Origin of the sequence: Arsenophonus sp. aPb, from assembly GCF_029873475.1 — a bacterium.
Lineage (GTDB): Bacteria > Pseudomonadota > Gammaproteobacteria > Enterobacterales > Enterobacteriaceae > Arsenophonus.
In genome coordinates, this window is sequence record NZ_CP123499.1 from 1,103,220 (window position 1) to 1,120,001 (window position 16,782).

The 16,782-nt window shown below is 35.8% G+C and carries 11 protein-coding genes, 1 tRNA gene and 3 other RNA genes; 13 read left to right on the top strand and 2 right to left on the bottom strand.

All coding sequences use genetic code 11. The features are described from left to right. The first annotated feature begins 24 nt into the window (after positions 1-24). The 9 genes from pal to aroG all read left to right on the top strand — a co-directional run bounded on the left by pal (position 25) and on the right by aroG (position 5,333). Positions 25-522: a peptidoglycan-associated lipoprotein Pal gene (gene pal / locus QE177_RS04885; RefSeq protein ID WP_026822757.1), complete on the top strand. Its 498-nt coding sequence runs from the start codon at positions 25-27 to the stop codon at positions 520-522. A gap of 9 nt (positions 523-531) precedes the next feature. Beyond that, positions 532-1,293 carry a tol-pal system protein YbgF gene (gene ybgF / locus QE177_RS04890; protein ID WP_280551618.1) on the top strand — a complete coding sequence of 254 codons (762 nt, stop codon included), beginning with the start codon at positions 532-534 and terminating at the stop codon, positions 1,291-1,293. A 145-nt stretch (positions 1,294-1,438) separates the two neighbouring features. Next, positions 1,439-1,514, top strand: a tRNA-Lys gene (locus QE177_RS04895). A gap of 41 nt (positions 1,515-1,555) precedes the next feature. Next, a non-coding RNA gene (locus QE177_RS04900) (RtT sRNA) lies at positions 1,556-1,683 on the top strand. A gap of 41 nt (positions 1,684-1,724) precedes the next feature. Then, positions 1,725-1,851, top strand: a non-coding RNA gene (locus QE177_RS04905) — RtT sRNA. 41 nt (positions 1,852-1,892) lie between these two features. Further along, a non-coding RNA gene (locus QE177_RS04910) (RtT sRNA) lies at positions 1,893-2,020 on the top strand. A gap of 254 nt (positions 2,021-2,274) precedes the next feature. Then, complete coding sequence (gene nadA, locus QE177_RS04915; protein ID WP_280551633.1) at positions 2,275-3,333, top strand: quinolinate synthase NadA; 1,059 nt, start codon at positions 2,275-2,277, stop codon at positions 3,331-3,333. 13 nt (positions 3,334-3,346) lie between these two features. After that, positions 3,347-4,066 carry a nicotinamide riboside transporter PnuC gene (gene pnuC / locus QE177_RS04920; protein ID WP_280551634.1) on the top strand — a complete coding sequence of 240 codons (720 nt, stop codon included), beginning with the start codon at positions 3,347-3,349 and terminating at the stop codon, positions 4,064-4,066. Between the two features lie 205 nt (positions 4,067-4,271). Then, positions 4,272-5,333, top strand: a complete 1,062-nt coding sequence (aroG, locus tag QE177_RS04925; protein WP_280551635.1) for a 3-deoxy-7-phosphoheptulonate synthase AroG — start codon at positions 4,272-4,274, stop codon at positions 5,331-5,333. A gap of 52 nt (positions 5,334-5,385) precedes the next feature. On the opposite strand, the gene gpmA is transcribed toward aroG, so the two are convergent. Continuing rightward, on the bottom strand, positions 5,386-6,138 hold the full coding sequence (gene gpmA / locus QE177_RS04930) for a 2,3-diphosphoglycerate-dependent phosphoglycerate mutase (RefSeq protein ID WP_280551637.1): 753 nt from the start codon (positions 6,136-6,138) through the stop codon (positions 5,386-5,388). A 1,541-nt stretch (positions 6,139-7,679) separates the two neighbouring features. On the opposite strand from gpmA, the gene QE177_RS04935 reads away from it, so the two are divergent. From QE177_RS04935 to QE177_RS04945, 3 genes are all read left to right on the top strand, one after another. Next, complete coding sequence (locus QE177_RS04935) at positions 7,680-8,162, top strand: hypothetical protein (protein ID WP_280551639.1); 483 nt, start codon at positions 7,680-7,682, stop codon at positions 8,160-8,162. A 79-nt stretch (positions 8,163-8,241) separates the two neighbouring features. Next, on the top strand, positions 8,242-14,526 hold the full coding sequence (locus QE177_RS04940; protein WP_280551641.1) for an invasin domain 3-containing protein: 6,285 nt from the start codon (positions 8,242-8,244) through the stop codon (positions 14,524-14,526). Between the two features lie 384 nt (positions 14,527-14,910). After that, a complete protein-coding gene (locus QE177_RS04945) occupies positions 14,911-15,345 on the top strand; it encodes a hypothetical protein (protein WP_280551643.1) in 435 nt (144 codons plus the stop codon). 142 nt (positions 15,346-15,487) lie between these two features. Here the strand turns inward: QE177_RS04945 and QE177_RS04950 are convergent, their stop codons facing one another. Next, positions 15,488-16,273 (bottom strand): TOBE domain-containing protein, encoded by a 786-nt coding sequence (locus QE177_RS04950; protein ID WP_280551644.1) that lies wholly within the window; start codon positions 16,271-16,273, stop codon positions 15,488-15,490. A gap of 309 nt (positions 16,274-16,582) precedes the next feature. Between QE177_RS04950 and QE177_RS04955 the strand changes: the two genes are divergently transcribed. Beyond that, positions 16,583-16,723, top strand: a complete 141-nt coding sequence (locus tag QE177_RS04955) for an AcrZ family multidrug efflux pump-associated protein (RefSeq protein ID WP_280551646.1) — start codon at positions 16,583-16,585, stop codon at positions 16,721-16,723. Positions 16,724-16,782: the final 59 nt, after the last annotated feature.

Genomic DNA, 16,782 nt, shown 5'->3' on the forward strand with positions numbered 1-16,782 from the left:
ATAACTATTAAAGGATCGAACAAGATGCAATTGAATAAAGTGCTTAAAGGGCTAATGTTAGCGTTACCTATGCTAGCCGTTGCAGCATGTAGCTCAAAAAAAGGCAATGACAAGACAGGTACTGAAAACAATGTAGCAGATAGTAATGCTAGCTTGTCTGCAGAGCAATTGGCTCATCAGCAGATGCAAGAATTGCAAAGCAACAACATTGTTTACTTTGGTTTCGATAAGTACGATGTCACCCCAGAATATGCACAACTGTTAGATCAACATGCAACTTTCCTGCGTGGTAACCCTTCAGTTAAAATTACTGTTGAAGGACATGCCGATGAAAAGGGCACACCAGAGTATAATATTGCACTTGGTGAGCGTCGTGCTAATGCGGTAAAAATGTATTTGCAGAGCAAAGGCGTAAACGGTGAGCAAATTGCTATCGTATCTTATGGTAAGGAAAAACCGGCTGTACTAGGTCACGACGAATCAGCATATGCTAAAAATCGTCGTGCGGTACTGGCATATTAAGAGTATTACATGAACAGTAACTTCAGACATCTTTATTTGACTCTGTCGTTATTGGTTGGCGTAGCGGCTCCAGCAGTCGCTACTGCCCAAGCGCCAATCATTAATGTCGGCTCAGGCTCTACCAATGATCGTCTTCTGCAAATTGAGACAGCGGTTAATTCTCAAGGGCAATTATTATATCAAATTCAGCAGCAGTTATCGGATGCTCAGCGCGACATTGATACCTTGCGTGGCCAAATTCAAGAAAACCAATATCAATTAAGTCAAGTTATTGAGCGACAAAAAGATCTTTATATGCAGTTGGATTCATTGTCCACTGGTACAAACAAAGTCAAGGCAAATACTGATAGTAATAATAGCAGCAATGTTGTTGCCACGGCTAAACCAGCGAATGAAAAGGCTGACTATGATTCGGCGGTTGCACTTGCTATCAAGAGCAAATCTAAACAGCAGATTGCGCAGGCAATTAGTTCTTTTCAGCATTTTATCAAGACTTATCCTAAATCTAATCTTCAGCCCAATGCTAATTATTGGCTTGGACAGTTGAATTATAATCAGGGAAATAAAGATGATGCGGCTTTTTATTTTGCTACCGTCGTTAAAAACTACCCTAATTCACCCAAAGGGGCAGAATCCCTTTATAAAGTAGGGTTATTGATGCAAGAAAAAGGGCAAAATGATAAAGCACGTGTTGTTTATCAACAAGTGATTAAAGCGTATCCTGGCAGTCCGAGTGCGCAATTGGCAGAGAAAAAATTAGCATCACTCTAATGAATAGCCCCGAAGTATATACTGCTGTTTATTTCGGGGATAATTGTGTGATTAATAAGCATTTAAATTCATTCGGTAAAAAAACAATTGCACCCTTAGTAAAAATAAGTAATATACTCGGCCATCACCTCAGGTAACTTCAGATGGGTCGTTAGCTCAGTCGGTAGAGCAGTTGACTTTTAATCAATTGGTCACAGGTTCGAATCCTGTACGACCCACCATCTAAAGATCTGTTATAACTTTCCAAAGAAACTAAAATAATATATTGCAATGCGAGTACAGGATGAGAAGCTGTGTAGGTTAGAGCCGAGCGTAGCGAGACAGCGTTGTGCTTTGCACAACGACCCGCAGGGCGAGGCCGTAGGCCGAGTGATCCTGTACGACCCACTATCTAAAGATATCTTCATGCTTTCCAACAAACCAAAAATAATATATCGCAATGCGAGTACAGGATGAGAAGCTGTGTAGGTTCGAGCCGAGCGCAGCGAGACAGCGTTGTGCTTTGCACAACGACCCGCAGGCGAGGCCATAGGCCGAGTGATCCTGTACGACCCACCATCTAAAGATATCTTCATGCTTTCCAACAAACCAAAAATAATATATCGCAATGCGAGTACAGAATGAGAAGCTGTGTAGGTTCAAGCCGAGCGCAGCGAGACAGCGTTGTGCTTTGCACAACGACCCACAGGGCGAGGCCATAGGCCGAGTGATCCTGTACGACCCACCATCTAAAGATATTGCTACTATTTCAGCCAAAAGCTAATTTCATATTATCTGAATACTGAATGCGGGTGAAAAAGAGTATTGATTTTTACCGATGGATAAATCGGTTATCTAGTGCAATTTTATAGTAAAAATTAAGCGACAAAATTTTAAATATTGATTATCTTGTTTAGTATATGAAACAAAATAAGCGAATAAATAGTTTTTTTTGCTAAAAAGGATTGCTTTGAATATAAATACTAAACAAGTGAGTGAAAAATGTCTAATTTTATTGATTTCAATTTAGCCAGTTATCCATTTCCTGTTAAGTCAGCACCGTTGACGGATAGTGAAAAAAAACATTGTAAACAATCTATTAAGCTATTGTTGGAAAAGAGAAATGCGGTTATAGTCGCGCATTATTATACCGATCCTGACGTTCAAGCTCTAGCCGAAGAAACCGGTGGTTGTGTAGCTGATTCACTGGAAATGGCACGTTTTGGCTCACTACATCCCGCATCGACTTTGGTTGTTGCTGGAGTTAGATTTATGGGAGAAACGGCCAAGATCTTAAATCCTGAAAAAACAATATTAATGCCAACATTGAAAGCGGAGTGCTCGTTAGACTTAGGATGTCCCGCTAAGCCGTTTGCGGAATTTTGTGAACAACACTCAGAGCGAACAGTGGTTGTTTATGCTAATACTTCTGCCGCGGTTAAGGCTAGAGCTGACTGGGTTGTAACTTCCAGAATTGCAGTTGAATTAATTGACTATTTAGATAGTCAAGGACAAAAAATTATCTGGGCGCCGGATCGTCATTTAGGTAATTATGTACAAAGAAAAACCGGGGCAGATATTCTTTGCTGGCAAGGTAGTTGTATTGTACATGATGAATTCAAAATTCAAGCCTTGAAGAAAATGAAAATGTTGTATCCTAATGCGGCAATATTAGCGCATCCAGAATCCCCAGCAGCTGTTGTCGATTTTGCGGATGCAGTTGGCTCAACCAGTCAATTGATTCAAGCTGCGCAAAATTTGTCTAATCAGCAAATAATTGTGGCAACGGAGAAAGGTATTTTTTATAAAATGCAGCAAGCATGTCCAGACAAATCATTTTATATTGCGCCAACGGCAGGTGAGAGTGCGTTCTGTCGTACTTGTGCACATTGTCCTTGGATGGCAATGAATAGCTTAAAAACTATTGAACAAGGATTAAAAAAAGAAGGTGAATTACATGAAATATTTATTAACGATGAATTAAGGGAGAGAGCATTTAAGCCTTTGGAGCGGATGTTGTCGTTTGCTGCTAACATTAAGTCGCTGAATTATAAGTGTTAATAGGATAATAGGAATGGAGTTTTTCAATACTAGTAATACTATGGTACATATTGCTCTTGGCAGCAATGGTTATAACTTATCTTATATTGAAGCTGTGGCAACGATAGCAGGATTTTTATGTATTTGGCTTGCAAGCCAAGAAAAAATTATCAATTATCTTTTTGGTCTAATAAACGTTACATTATTTGCTGTTATTTTTTTTCAAATTCAATTGTATGCTAGCCTGTTGTTACAAATTTTCTTTTTCGCAGCAAATACATATGGTTGGTACGCTTGGAGTCGAGTAGATGCTTATCATGAAGCAAGGCTTAAGATCCGCTGGATGAGTTTTTCGAAAGTCGTGATAACTTTATTTATCGCTATTATTTCAACGCTTCTATTAAGTTTTAACATTGATAAAGTGTTTATTTTTCTTACTCACATTACTTGGGATATCGCTCATTTATTAGGCTTTCATATTGAACCTGTACAAATAGAGCCCGATGCATTCCCTTTTTGGGATTCAACAATGATGGTGCTATCGATTATTGCTATGGTATTAATGACACGAAAATATGCTGAAAACTGGTTACTGTGGATTATTATTAATATTATTAGTGTTGTTATCTTTTACTTGCAAGGTGTTTTAGCGATGTCATTCGAATATTTGATGTTACTCGGTATTTCAATCAATGGTTTTCGACTTTGGCGTCGATCAGCTAAAGAAAATGGTTCGATATTTTTAGCCGGCTAATTGTTACTTATCTTAGTATAACCTTATAATATTTTTAAAATTTACGCTTAAAAATTTTATATCGTATTATATATTGTTATTAAATATTTATATTATAAATATGAGAACATATTTACTCTTTTATCCCTAAAGGTTAAATTGAGTTCATCTTTTATTTATTTTTAGAGAATATATTGGCTAACAAGCGATACATTGAGCAGAAAAGATGACTTATAAGAATGATGACATTAGAATTAAACAGATAAAAGAGTTATTACCTCCAGTTGCATTACTAGAAAAATTTCCGGCAACCGATAAAGCCGCTTTGACAGTTCAAACAGCGCGTGAATCAATACATCAAATTCTAACTGGTAAAGATGACAGGCTTTTGGTCGTTATTGGTCCATGTTCAATTCATGATCCAAAAGCCGCGATTGAATATGCACAACGACTAAAAAGAATTCACGATGAGTTGAAAGATGACCTAGAAATTGTTATGCGTGTTTATTTTGAAAAACCACGTACGACTGTTGGCTGGAAAGGTTTAATTAATGATCCTTTTATGGATAACAGTTTTGATATTAATGAAGGATTGCGTATAGCACGTAATTTATTGGTAACCATTAATGATTTAGGCTTACCGACAGCGGGTGAATTTCTTGATATGATTACGCCTCAATATGTGGCTGATCTTACCAGTTGGGGAGCAATTGGTGCACGGACTACGGAATCTCAAGTTCATCGTGAATTAGCATCCGGTCTCTCTTGTCCGGTAGGCTTTAAAAATGGTACCGATGGAACAATAAAAGTAGCTATCGATGCAATTAATGCTGCTAAAGCGTCTCACTGTTTTTTATCGGTTACTAAATGGGGCCACTCAGCAATTGTAAATACTAGCGGTAATCTCGATTGTCATATTATTTTGCGCGGTGGGAAAAAGCCTAACTATAGTGAATCAGATATACAGGCCGTTAAAGAGAGTTTGCAAAAATCAGGTTTATCAGCCCAAATTATGATTGATTTTAGTCATGCAAATAGCTGTAAACAATATAAAAAACAGCTTGCAGTGGCTGAAGATATTGCTAATCAAATACGTCATGGTGAAAAAGCAATCATTGGTGTAATGGTCGAAAGTCATCTTGTTGAAGGGAATCAAGATATAAGTATAAATAAACCGCTAGAGTATGGTAAAAGTGTGACAGACGCCTGTATTGGTTGGCAAGATAGTGAAAAATTATTAAATCGTTTAGCTGAAGCTATACGAATACGTCGTAAAAAGCGCATCTAATTCATGATTAATAAGGCCACAAAGTGGCCTTATACTTATAAATTCAATTTAATTATTTTGCTTTACCTTGATTAGCAACAGCGGCTGCTTTAGCAGCTATCTCAGCTTGATCACCAAGATAGTAGTGCCTAATAGGTTGCATATTTTCATCAAATTCATACACCAGTGGAACAGCGGTTGGAATATTAAGTTCAAGGATCTCATCTTCACTCATCTTATCCAGATGTTTGACTAATGCCCGCAATGAATTACCATGAGCAGCAATAATGACTTTTTCACCTTTTTTAACTCTAGGTTCAATCACCTCTTGCCAATAAGGTACAACACGTTCAATGGTGGTAGCGAGACTTTCAGTGACAGGGAGCTCTGAGGGTTGTAAATTTGCATAACGTGGATCATTGCCAGGGTAACGAGAGTCATCTTTGGTTAATTCTGGTGGTGTAATTTCAAAGCCACGACGCCATAGTTTAACTTGATCGTCACCATATTTTGCCGCTGTTTCTGCTTTATCTAAGCCTTGTAGCGCCCCATAATGACGTTCATTAAGCCGCCAATTTTTTTCAACTGGAAGCCACTGTTGATCTATTTGATCTAAAATGTTCCACAATGTATGAATGGCACGTTTTAAAACGGATGTATAAGCATAGTCAAAAACAAAACCTTCTTTTTTTAATAGCTGGCCTGCCTCTGTTGCTTCTTCGCGGCCCTTATCGGAAAGTTCAACATCAGTCCAACCCGTGAATCGGTTTTCTTTATTCCATTCGCTTTCGCCGTGTCTTACAAGAACCAGCTTAGTTACTGCCATAGTTTAAACTCCTATTGATACATTCATTAAAATCGATCTGAATTATTATATTATCCATGAAACTGAATACCAAATATAACTGTTGTCGTTTTGAAATAGTTGACTAAGATCTACCCTAATCTAACCAGCCTAGCATTAAAGTGGCTGCTTAAAAGCGCAAAATAGCCTATTTTTTTGTTTATATAAATAAGTATTATTTAAGTATAGTGATATTAAAATTGAGCTAGCCAGATAAATTTGTTACTTAAAAATAAAGTAGAACAGATGTGACAAATAATAGAAATGTTTTGATATTGAGTTTGCCTATTATTGAAATTGGTTTTATCTATGACAACAAAATATCAAGCGCTAAAGATAATGAATTATTTGCTAAAATAAACTTTTCAGTAAAATAAGTGAAATTTATGTTAATTATTTATGTGATAAATTAATAAAAATGAGATTGGAGAAATTAAATATTTAATCTGACAGGTAATAGATAAAATAGAGATGTAAATAAATTATTAATAATAGATTTTAGCGATATTATATAACTATTTTAAAATTATGTGTGTATATTTATATTTGTAACAACAGATTAAAAAAATGGAGCCTTATGGCTCCAATTTTCCTTTTATAAGAGAAACTTTTCCGTTAGTTTCAGGCACAAAATAGAATAAGACAATTAGTATAATAAAAAATACCAATCAGTATGTTATATTTCCATATATTAAGTATGTTTCCAAATCGATTAAATAAAATATTCGTTTAGTGATTATTAATGTATAGCGTGTAAATTACCATATTCAATACCTGGTAGTTATTGAGAATATTCAAAGTCAATTTGTTATTAAGTTGTTTTTATTTAGTTGTATTCATAATGATTTATTTTGCAATATCATTTAATTTTATTTTCTATATTAGTTTTAAAGCGAATAATATGTAATTTTGTAATCTCTGTATAGTTAAACTATAATTAAATATGTATCTAAATGTTTTCATTTTTTATATCTTATTGATTTTTATTAATTTAATCCATTGGGGAAAACGATCGTAAGTTAAAAATTGATAGTTGTTATCTATTAATATTTGACTTATGATCGATTAAAACGATTTGCCGTTTTAATATTTATATATATCATTTTACTCACCACAAGCTTAACTTATAGAATTTATTCTTGTTTTTTTGTTTTGGTTCATACTTTAATCTAATCATCTATTTGATGAGAATACGTGTTGTTGAAAATTTTAAATAATTTATATTTGAATATAATTTAACCACTACCAAATTATTTATAAATATAGTTTATCTATGACTAATATTTATTCGATATTTTACTTTATTAAAAGTGAGCATTTTTACTTAACTTTATTATTAATAAAATTTTAAGGATTCACTTTTATATGTCGAAACGATTATCTTTTTTTATTAAAAAACTAGTACTACTTTTTTCTATCATTTTTATGATGTTGTGTAGTACTGAATTATTAGTTTGGATCACTCGAAATGGCTCCTTAATGGAGCTTGTTAATTAGCTACGTAATTGAATAAAGGCTTTGTTATGAATGTTAATTTCCAAAAGTGCGCTTTAGTATTTGGTGCTATGTTTTTATTAAATGCTTGTTCTGTACCTGTGTCAAAAAAGATGAATAATAAAGTAAATGATAAAACAGCGAGTCAAACTAATAAAAATGGCGCGACTATTGTCAACAACCAAAGTAGTATCCCTGCGCGAAATTATATAGAAAAAAAAGGCATGTTATTTGACGGCATTACTATTGCTTCGTCAAATAATGAATGTGTTGACCGTTTTAATTTTTTAAAAGAAGCTAATGGTGGTAAATACCAACAATATTCTAATGATTATAATAAAATCAGCAGAGATTATACGTTTTTAAATGTTAATAAGAATATTATGGATAAAGATTCAAAAGAATTATTATCTATGACCTTGAGCACTAAATTAGACACGCTATGTTCAAAAGTTCAATTCTCTGGTTTTCAAAGCGTAAAAGAAAAAGTTAAAGCGTTATCAAGTATTTAAATATTATTGTTGTTCTACCACCTTTAATTAATTGAAGGTGGTTTCTTACTATAAATATACATATTAGAGTAAATTATTTATGCCACAGTTTTCATGGAAGGGAAAAAAAATAATAGCGTGGTGGTTACTTTTAATACAATTGTTTTCTCCTCTCTTTTTTTTTTCTACCTCAATAGCTAATGCAGTCGAAAATGCTGAGATGGCTGATACTATCTCAGGGATTCAATCCCTAATGACTGATGCTAAAGAGCGTGATAATATCATTGCTAAAGATAGCGCTGCATCTTCATCTCAGGGTGAAACCTCTCTATTTCCCTCTGAACGCTTAAGTTCAGGGCATTATCCGTTAGAAATGCCACCAAGTCTTGAAATTAAGGCTAATAGCGCCGAGACAATTAATCCTATTTTACCTAATTTAGGTGGAACTGAAGCACCCCCTGAAGACAATACAGATCAAGCTTTAGCTTCAATAGCCAGCCAGGTTGGTAATATTTTAGCCAATAGAAATGCAGTTGATGCTTCTATCGGTTATGCAAAAAATATTGCTGAAGGGTTAGTTAACCAGCGACTTAATGATTGGTTAAGTCAGTATGGTACAGCTCGTGTTTCTATCAGCAGTGATAGAACATTTACTGGTGATTTTTTATTACCTGTTATAGATAGTATAAATAGTCTGCTTTTTACCCAATTAGGTTTAAGAACAAATAAAGATAGAAATACTTTAAATTTGGGTTTAGGTTATCGCCATTATTGGGGCGATTGGATGTATGGCATTAATACCTTCTATGACTATGATTACACTGGAGGTAATGCCCGCTTAGGTCTGGGCGGTGAAGCTTGGACGGATTATCTAAAATTGGCGGCTAATGGCTATTTTGGCTTAACTGATTGGCACCAATCAAAGATATTTATAATGGATGATTATGATGAGCGTCCAGCAACCGGTTTTGATGTTCGCGCAGAAGCCTATTTACCGACTTACCCTAAACTGGGAGGTAGTATCAAATATGAAAAATATTTTGGCAAAGGTGTTCATCTTGGTACTGGTGTCGATCCCGATAAATTAAAAGACGATCCTTATGCATTGACATTAGGGATAAATTACACGCCCATACCATTAATAACCTTGAAAGGGGAGCATGCAGCCGGTGATCGTAATGACACTATGGTTGGCATGGATATTATTTATCGCTTTGGTGTGCCCTTAGCACAGCAATTAGATCCTGATGCGGTTGATGTCATGCGTAGTTTGGTTGGTAATAAGTATGATTTTGTCGATCGAAATTATGATATTGTTATGCAATATCGCAAACAGGAATTAATTAATATTTCGTTGCCCGCTGAAATGCGAGCGGAAGCAAAAGAAACGTTGATTATTCCTGCTACCATCAATAAAACCAAATATGGTTTGAAAAAAATCAACTGGACAGTCTCGCCTAATTTTATTGCCAATGGTGGTAGTTATCAGATTATTTCACCAACCCAATTGGAAATTATTTTGCCAGCTTATGTTTATAAGACACAAAGTAATGCTGCGCAAGAATATCAAATCAGTGCGGTGGGGATAGATAATAATGACAATGAATCGAACAGATCCACAACCATAATACGAGTAAAACCTTCCAAGAATGTGGTTAATGATTTGATTGTCGATCCTAATGCAACTTTACCTGCTAATAATCAGGATCGTTTTACCACTACCGCAGTCATCACTAATGAACATGGACAACCATTACCTCAACAAGTTATTACTTTCCACGTCGATGGTCTAAAACAACCCAATGGTCAATCGGGTGCAACATTGTTTAGTGGTACTCAAAGTGCTACCAATGGAAAGGGGATAACAGCAACTACCGATAACCAAGGAAAAGCGGTTATTTATATCACTAGCAAAGTTGCGGGGGAAGGCAAGATCACCGCAACGATGGAAAATGGTAATTATAAACATAGCGCGCTTAAATTTAGTGCTGATCGAAATTCAGCTGAGGTTGCCAAATTAACTGTTACCAGGGATAAAGCATTAGCCGATGGTAAAGAAAAAAATACGCTGTATGCATTAGTAACTGATAAACATGGTAATCCAGTCGAGAATATGCCAGTTGTTCTGACCGCAACCGATGGCGCAATAATTGACAATGGTGGAAGCGCGAATACTAATCAACGTGGAGAACTGATCATTGGCGTTACCAGTACTAAAGCGGGTAAAAGTGAAATTACCGCTGAAGTTAATGGTAGAGGAAAAACACAGTCAGTTGCCTTTGTCACTGGCCGTCCAAGTGCAGAAAAATCATTATTAACTGCTCAACCCGCAACAATTGTTGCTAATGGTAAAGCGATAGCTAACTTAACACTTGAACTGAAGGATGCGCAGGGCAATCCTATTAGTGGTGATAAAGTGACCTTTAGTACTAGTTTGGCTAATAGTCACATTAATAACATAAAGGAGACTGCTAAAGGTGTTTATAGCGCCGAATTAACCGGCACCACTGCTGGAGAAAGCACGATTGGCGTTAAAATTAATGGTTCAGTGTTGAAAAATAAGACCGCAAAAGTAGTTTTAATCGCAGATAGTGAAAACCCAAGCCCAGTTAAATCTAAACTGGAAGCCAAACCTGACAGAATTGTTGCTAATGGTAAGTCAGTTTCAACATTGAAACTGACGCTGCAAGATGTTAATGGTAATTTGATTGCTGGCCAAACAGTGAAATTTAATACCTCGTTAGCTAACAGTAGTGTAGGTCAGGTAACGGAAAGTAGTAGTGGTATATATACTGCACCACTAACCGGGACTAAAGCCGGCAAGACTGAAATCAATGTTGAAGTTGCAGGTAAGCGGTTAACTGTTAGTCCTGTAATAGTCGTTTTAGCCGCTGATAGTGGTAATGTAAGTGGTGAGAAATCCAAATTAACTGCTGTCCCTAGTACTATTGTTGCTAATGGCGTGGCTACTTCCACTGTTACTTTAGTACTAAAAGATACTAATGATAACTTAATTGGTGGTCAGCAAATTGATTTTACTAGTAGTTTAGCAAATAGTCAGATAACTACAGCAAAAGAAACCAGTGAAGGCGTTTATAGCGCAACACTTACAGGTACTCAGGCTGGCGAAACAACGATTGGTGTTAAAGTTAATGGTAGCGCACTAAATATGAAAGAGGCGACAAAAGTCACTTTAATTGCTGATAGTACAAAACCTGGCGCCGATAAATCGAAACTAGCAGCTAATCCTAACCACATTGTGGCTAATGGAACGGATTTTTCAACCGTAAAACTAACCTTAAAGGATGTTAATGGTAATCCGATTACTGGCCATAAAGCTAAAGTGCAATTTACTACCAGTTTGGCAAATAGCAAATTTGATGAAATCGTAGAGGAAAATAGTGGTGTTTATAGCGCGAAACTAACAGGAACAATGGCAGGAGAAACTACTATTGGTGTTACAGTCAATGATGTTGTGTTAAATGTAACTCCAGTTATTATTACATTGACTGCGGATAGCAGTAAACCTGGCGCTGATAAATCGAAACTAGAAGCTAATCCTACTCGCATTGTGGCTAATGGAAAGGCAGTTTCAACGGTAAAATTAACCTTAAAGGATATTAACGGTAATGCCATTCCTGGTCTGAAAGATAAAGTGAAATTTAACACCAGTTTAGTAAATAGCAAAATAGTAGGAGTAACAGAAGAGAGTAACGGCGTTTATACCGCAAAATTGACCGGAACGACAGCGGGAGAAACTACTGTTGGTGTTGAAGTCAATGGTAAATCATTAAATGTAAGTCAAGTGATAAAAGTCACGTTGATTGCCGATAGTACTCAACCGAGTGCTGAAAAATCAAATTTAGTTGCCAATCCTACGAGTATTGTTGCTGATGGTAAAATATCTTCAACAATAACGTTGGAATTGAAAGACGTTAACGGTAATCCAATTGCGGGGCAAGGTGTAACGTTTGAGCATAACTTGGCAGGTAGCCAGATTGGGAAGGTGACCGATAAAGGTAATGGAATTTATGAAGCACTTTTAGTTGGTATAAAAGCCGGCCACGCCACGGTTAGTGTTGGTGTTAATGGTGAACCACTGGTTGGTAAGACAGCTACTGTAACCTTAACCGCCGATAGTAGCCACCCTGGAGGCGACCATTCTAAGTTAGAAGTCGATCCTGCGACGATTGTTGCCAATGATGTAGACGCATCAACCTTGAAATTAACTCTGAAAGATGTAAATGGTAATCCGATCGCTGGTCAGAAAGTTGAGTTCAACAGTAACTTAAAGAATAGTCATGTGAAAGAAATCAAGGACGAAGGGAAGGGGATCTATACCGCTAAATTAACCGGTACTACCGCTGGTGAAGCCTCTATTGACGTTATAGTTAATGATGCAGTATTGCAGATTAAGAATACCGCTAAAGTAACATTAACCGCCGATAACAGCAAACCGGGTGGGAATAACTCTAAATTAGAAGCTGAGCCGACAACGATTGTTGCTGACGGTGAAACCTATTCGACATTAAGATTGACATTGTTAGATGTGAACGATAATCCGCTAGCAGGTCAAAAAGTCGAGTTCAACAGTAACCTGAACAATAGTCATGTAAAAGAAATCAAGGATGAAGGAAAGGGGATCTATACTGCTAAATTAATCGGTACAACTGCTGGTGAAGCCTCTATTGAAGTTAAAGTTAATGATGCAGTATTGCAGATTAAGAATAGCGCTAAAGTCACTTTAACCGCAGATAACAGTAAGCCAAGTTTAGAGAAATCTAAGCTAACTGCGACACCGCTTACGATTGTTGCTAATGGGAAAGATAGTGCGATCTTAAGGCTAAGCTTAGTCGATATTAACGCTAATCCAATCACCGGTTATAAGGAAAACGTGAAGTTTAATACCAGCCTAGAACACAGCAAAGTAAGCGAAATCGTCGAGGAAAGTAATGGTGTTTATACAGCAAAACTAACTGGAATCCAGGCGGGCAATAGTAACATTACGGTTAAATTCAATGAATTGGAGTTAAACTTTCCGGCAGCAGTAACAGTGACTTTAACGCCAGATAGCGATAATCCAAGCGTAGAGAAATCTAAGCTTGTCGCCGATCCTACCACTATTGTTGCTGATGGCGAAAAGACCTCGAACTTAACCCTGACATTGATGGATGCCAATAATAATCCGATTACTGGCCAAAAAGTTGAATTTACAACTAACCTGGCGAACAGTGAATTCGATAAAGTGAAAGAAAATGATAAAGGGATTTACACGGCTAAATTGAAAGGAAAAACTGCTGGTGTGACTACCATTAACGTGAAGGTTAATGACAAAGAGTTCGCTATCGAGACTAAAGTCACTTTGACAGCTGATAGTAAAACAGCGGTATTAAAACAGGTGACATTGGATGGCGATAATACCAGTAAAGTGGCTAATGGCAGTGATAACTTTACCTTTACGGCGTTGGTCAAGGATGCCAACGATAATCCAGTACCAAATATTACCCTAAAATGGTTACAGAATAAGGGTAATAACGTTACCTTATCGAATAATGGTGAGAGTGAAACTAATGCTGAGGGTAAAGCTAGCATCACCTTGACCAGTACTACTGTTACGGTAGCTGGCGTACAGGTTTCAGCCAAAAAAGGCGATGATGAAGCGATTGTCGCAGATAAAAAAGTCAATTTTTATCGCAAGTTTAATTTAAATGGAACAGTCGTTAATGCGGTAAATGGTAAAGGGATCGCTAATGCAGAAATTAAACTTTACACCTCAGATAGCAATTCTAAAGCTAAATACGAGGCACGAAGCAATAGCAAAGGAGAATTCACTATCCTAGATCTGATTGAGCAACCTTATACTCTTAAAACCAAAGCGCAAGGTTTTGTTGATTATGAGCTTGGAATTAATGATCCAGAAAAACAGTTGCAGAAAATTATTTTGTCACCGGAGCTAGGGGATGATTATGCCCGTATTATTTTATCATGGGGTCCTACTCCTAAAGATTTAGATTCCCATCTATGGGGTGATACGAATACTGGCAATCGATTCCATGTGAGTTTTGGTAATAAAAAGGCGCCAGATGGCAGTGCAATTCTTGACATAGATGCGAGAGAGGGTTTTGGGCCTGAAACGATCACCATTAAAAAGTTAAACCCAGGGCGTTATCGTTACGCAGTTCATAATTTTAGCAAAGACCCCGCAATTACTACTTCGCATGCCAAGGTGGTGGTTGCCCAAAAAGACAAAAATGGCGGTACCCAAGTCAGCCAATATGATATACCAACATCAGGTGAAGGCTTATGGTGGGAGGTATTTGAACTAGATGGTAATACTGGAGAGATCCGTATTATTGATCAGATAACTAATACTGAGCCAAAGTAACGATCATTAAGTAAATCAATTAGTAAAAACTGAATGCATAGGGATATGCATTCAGGATTGATAAATAATAGAATGGAGAAAATATTTAATTGTTAATAAGTAGCTTTAATTATTTTTAACTTGGTTTATCGATTGCTAAAAATGAAATTATTACTCTAATTAGCAAACAAAATTAAACCCATTTTGACTGAAATAAAAGATATTAGGAAGTAGTTAACCTGCCAGGGATGGCAACTTATATTTTAAATCCATGGTTATTGATCTGAGAGGTAGATCGCTTTATTAATTGTTAGATAAGAAAGTTGTTTACTTCTTTTATCAGTTAATTTACCATTCTTCATTTCGTGTAGATCAAAGAAAATAATATTTTTAGGATTCAATGACATGACGTACAATAAAAAAAATCTGTTTAGTGTATTATTAGCTATTATGTTGTTGACCGGATGCGCAGGTTTCGCTAAAAAAAATAGTAATATCGATAACCAAACAGCGGCAGTTGAATCGCCAGTCAACAAATCTGGAATATTATTTAATGGAATTATTATTTCCTCAACAAACAACGAATGTATTGATCACTTAAATCTACTTAAAAAAACAGAACCAGTTAAATATCAAAAATATATTAAAGATTACGTTATGATTATGGATGATATTAAATATTGGAATGTTAACAAAAATATTATGGATAGTGATTCAAAAAATCTGTTAGCGATGGCACTTAATACCAAACTTGATTTACTCTGTGCCAAGGTAAAGTATAATAATTTTGTTAGCACGAAAAAGAAAATACAGAAGTTAGTTGACTCCTATCAAAAATAGTTAATTTGCTGTTATAGGTGTATAATATTAATCTCAATGTTTTATATTTTTATTATAAAAGCTTAATTATTGACTGATTTTATTAAGCCTTTTATATCTTAAAATAAATTTTATAAAATTAATCTGATGTTAAGATGGGCAATTATTGTAATGTTGCGACGATAATCTGGTTAGCAGCAAAAACCGCCGTTACCATACTGCCAATTTTTATCTTTTGTTCTGCTATTGCTTGATTTGACATAATAGAACAAAGTAATAATCCATCCTTTAGTTTCACTTTCAACTCACTATCTCTATCATCTTTTTCAATATCAACTACCGCTCCTGTTACGCTATTATCGGCTGCTGCTGTTACTGTTTGTGGTGGCAGTAATTTTATTGCGGGTGCTTTAATTAGGATTAAAACTTCTTTGCCGGCTGTTAATTGTAATCGTTTGATACTTTGCTTAGTTAATGATGCATTTATAATGGTGTTACTATTGGTTAACTGAATTTTGACAGTTTGCTGAATTGAGTGGCTATCATATTCGATCAAAGTACCAAAGAATTGATTACGGGCACTAGTTTGCAATGAAAAACGTGAAATTGCCGCCAGCAAACTATCGAGCGGTAAATCTTCCTCATTTAATACATGAAAGGCTTTTTGCTGGATCTGTTTTAATAATCCATACAGTTGTAGTAAACGTTCGCCGTAGGGAGTTAAAGCGGTACCACCGCCACCTTTACCGCCGGTAGCACTAGCCAGTAGGGTTTTATCAGTTATTTGATTCATTTCGTTTATTGCATGCCAGGCGCTTTTATAACTCATACCCGCCAATTGTGCTGCTTGTTTGATCGAACCGGAAGATTTTATATAGTTGAGTAATTTTATCCGCCGTGCATCAGCAAATAGTCGATCATGAAGTTTTAAGGTTAAGAAAATATCCATTAAAAATAGCCTTATTAGCCTAAATACACTTATCAGGTGTATTGTTTTATTGTCCTTTGTTATAGCAAATAGTATGAATAGAATGAAGACTTATCTATTGTTTCGAATAAATATCAGCTACTAGAGATTAATATTTTAAAATTTAGTAATTTCTGTCACTAAACCTACCATCGGTGTAAAAAAATGAAAACTTTTAGTGTTAGTCTTCAAAATAGAAAATAAATAGAATAATCTTACTTATAAGGTTACTATTTAATTAGGTTTATATCTTACTAATTGAATGAATCATTATTTTGCTGAGGCTATCTAATGCTGGATATTTTAAAAAGTATGCTTTTTGCACTCTGTATGGTGCCGATTGTAATGGGTGGAATTATGTTATTAATTTATGGCATTGGCGAGCTTTTTAACATATTGTCGAAGGCACAATTCCATCACTCAAAGAAATAACATTAATTCATTTATCTTCTCTTGATAGTTAGCCAAAATTTTTTGGCATTGCCTGAAAA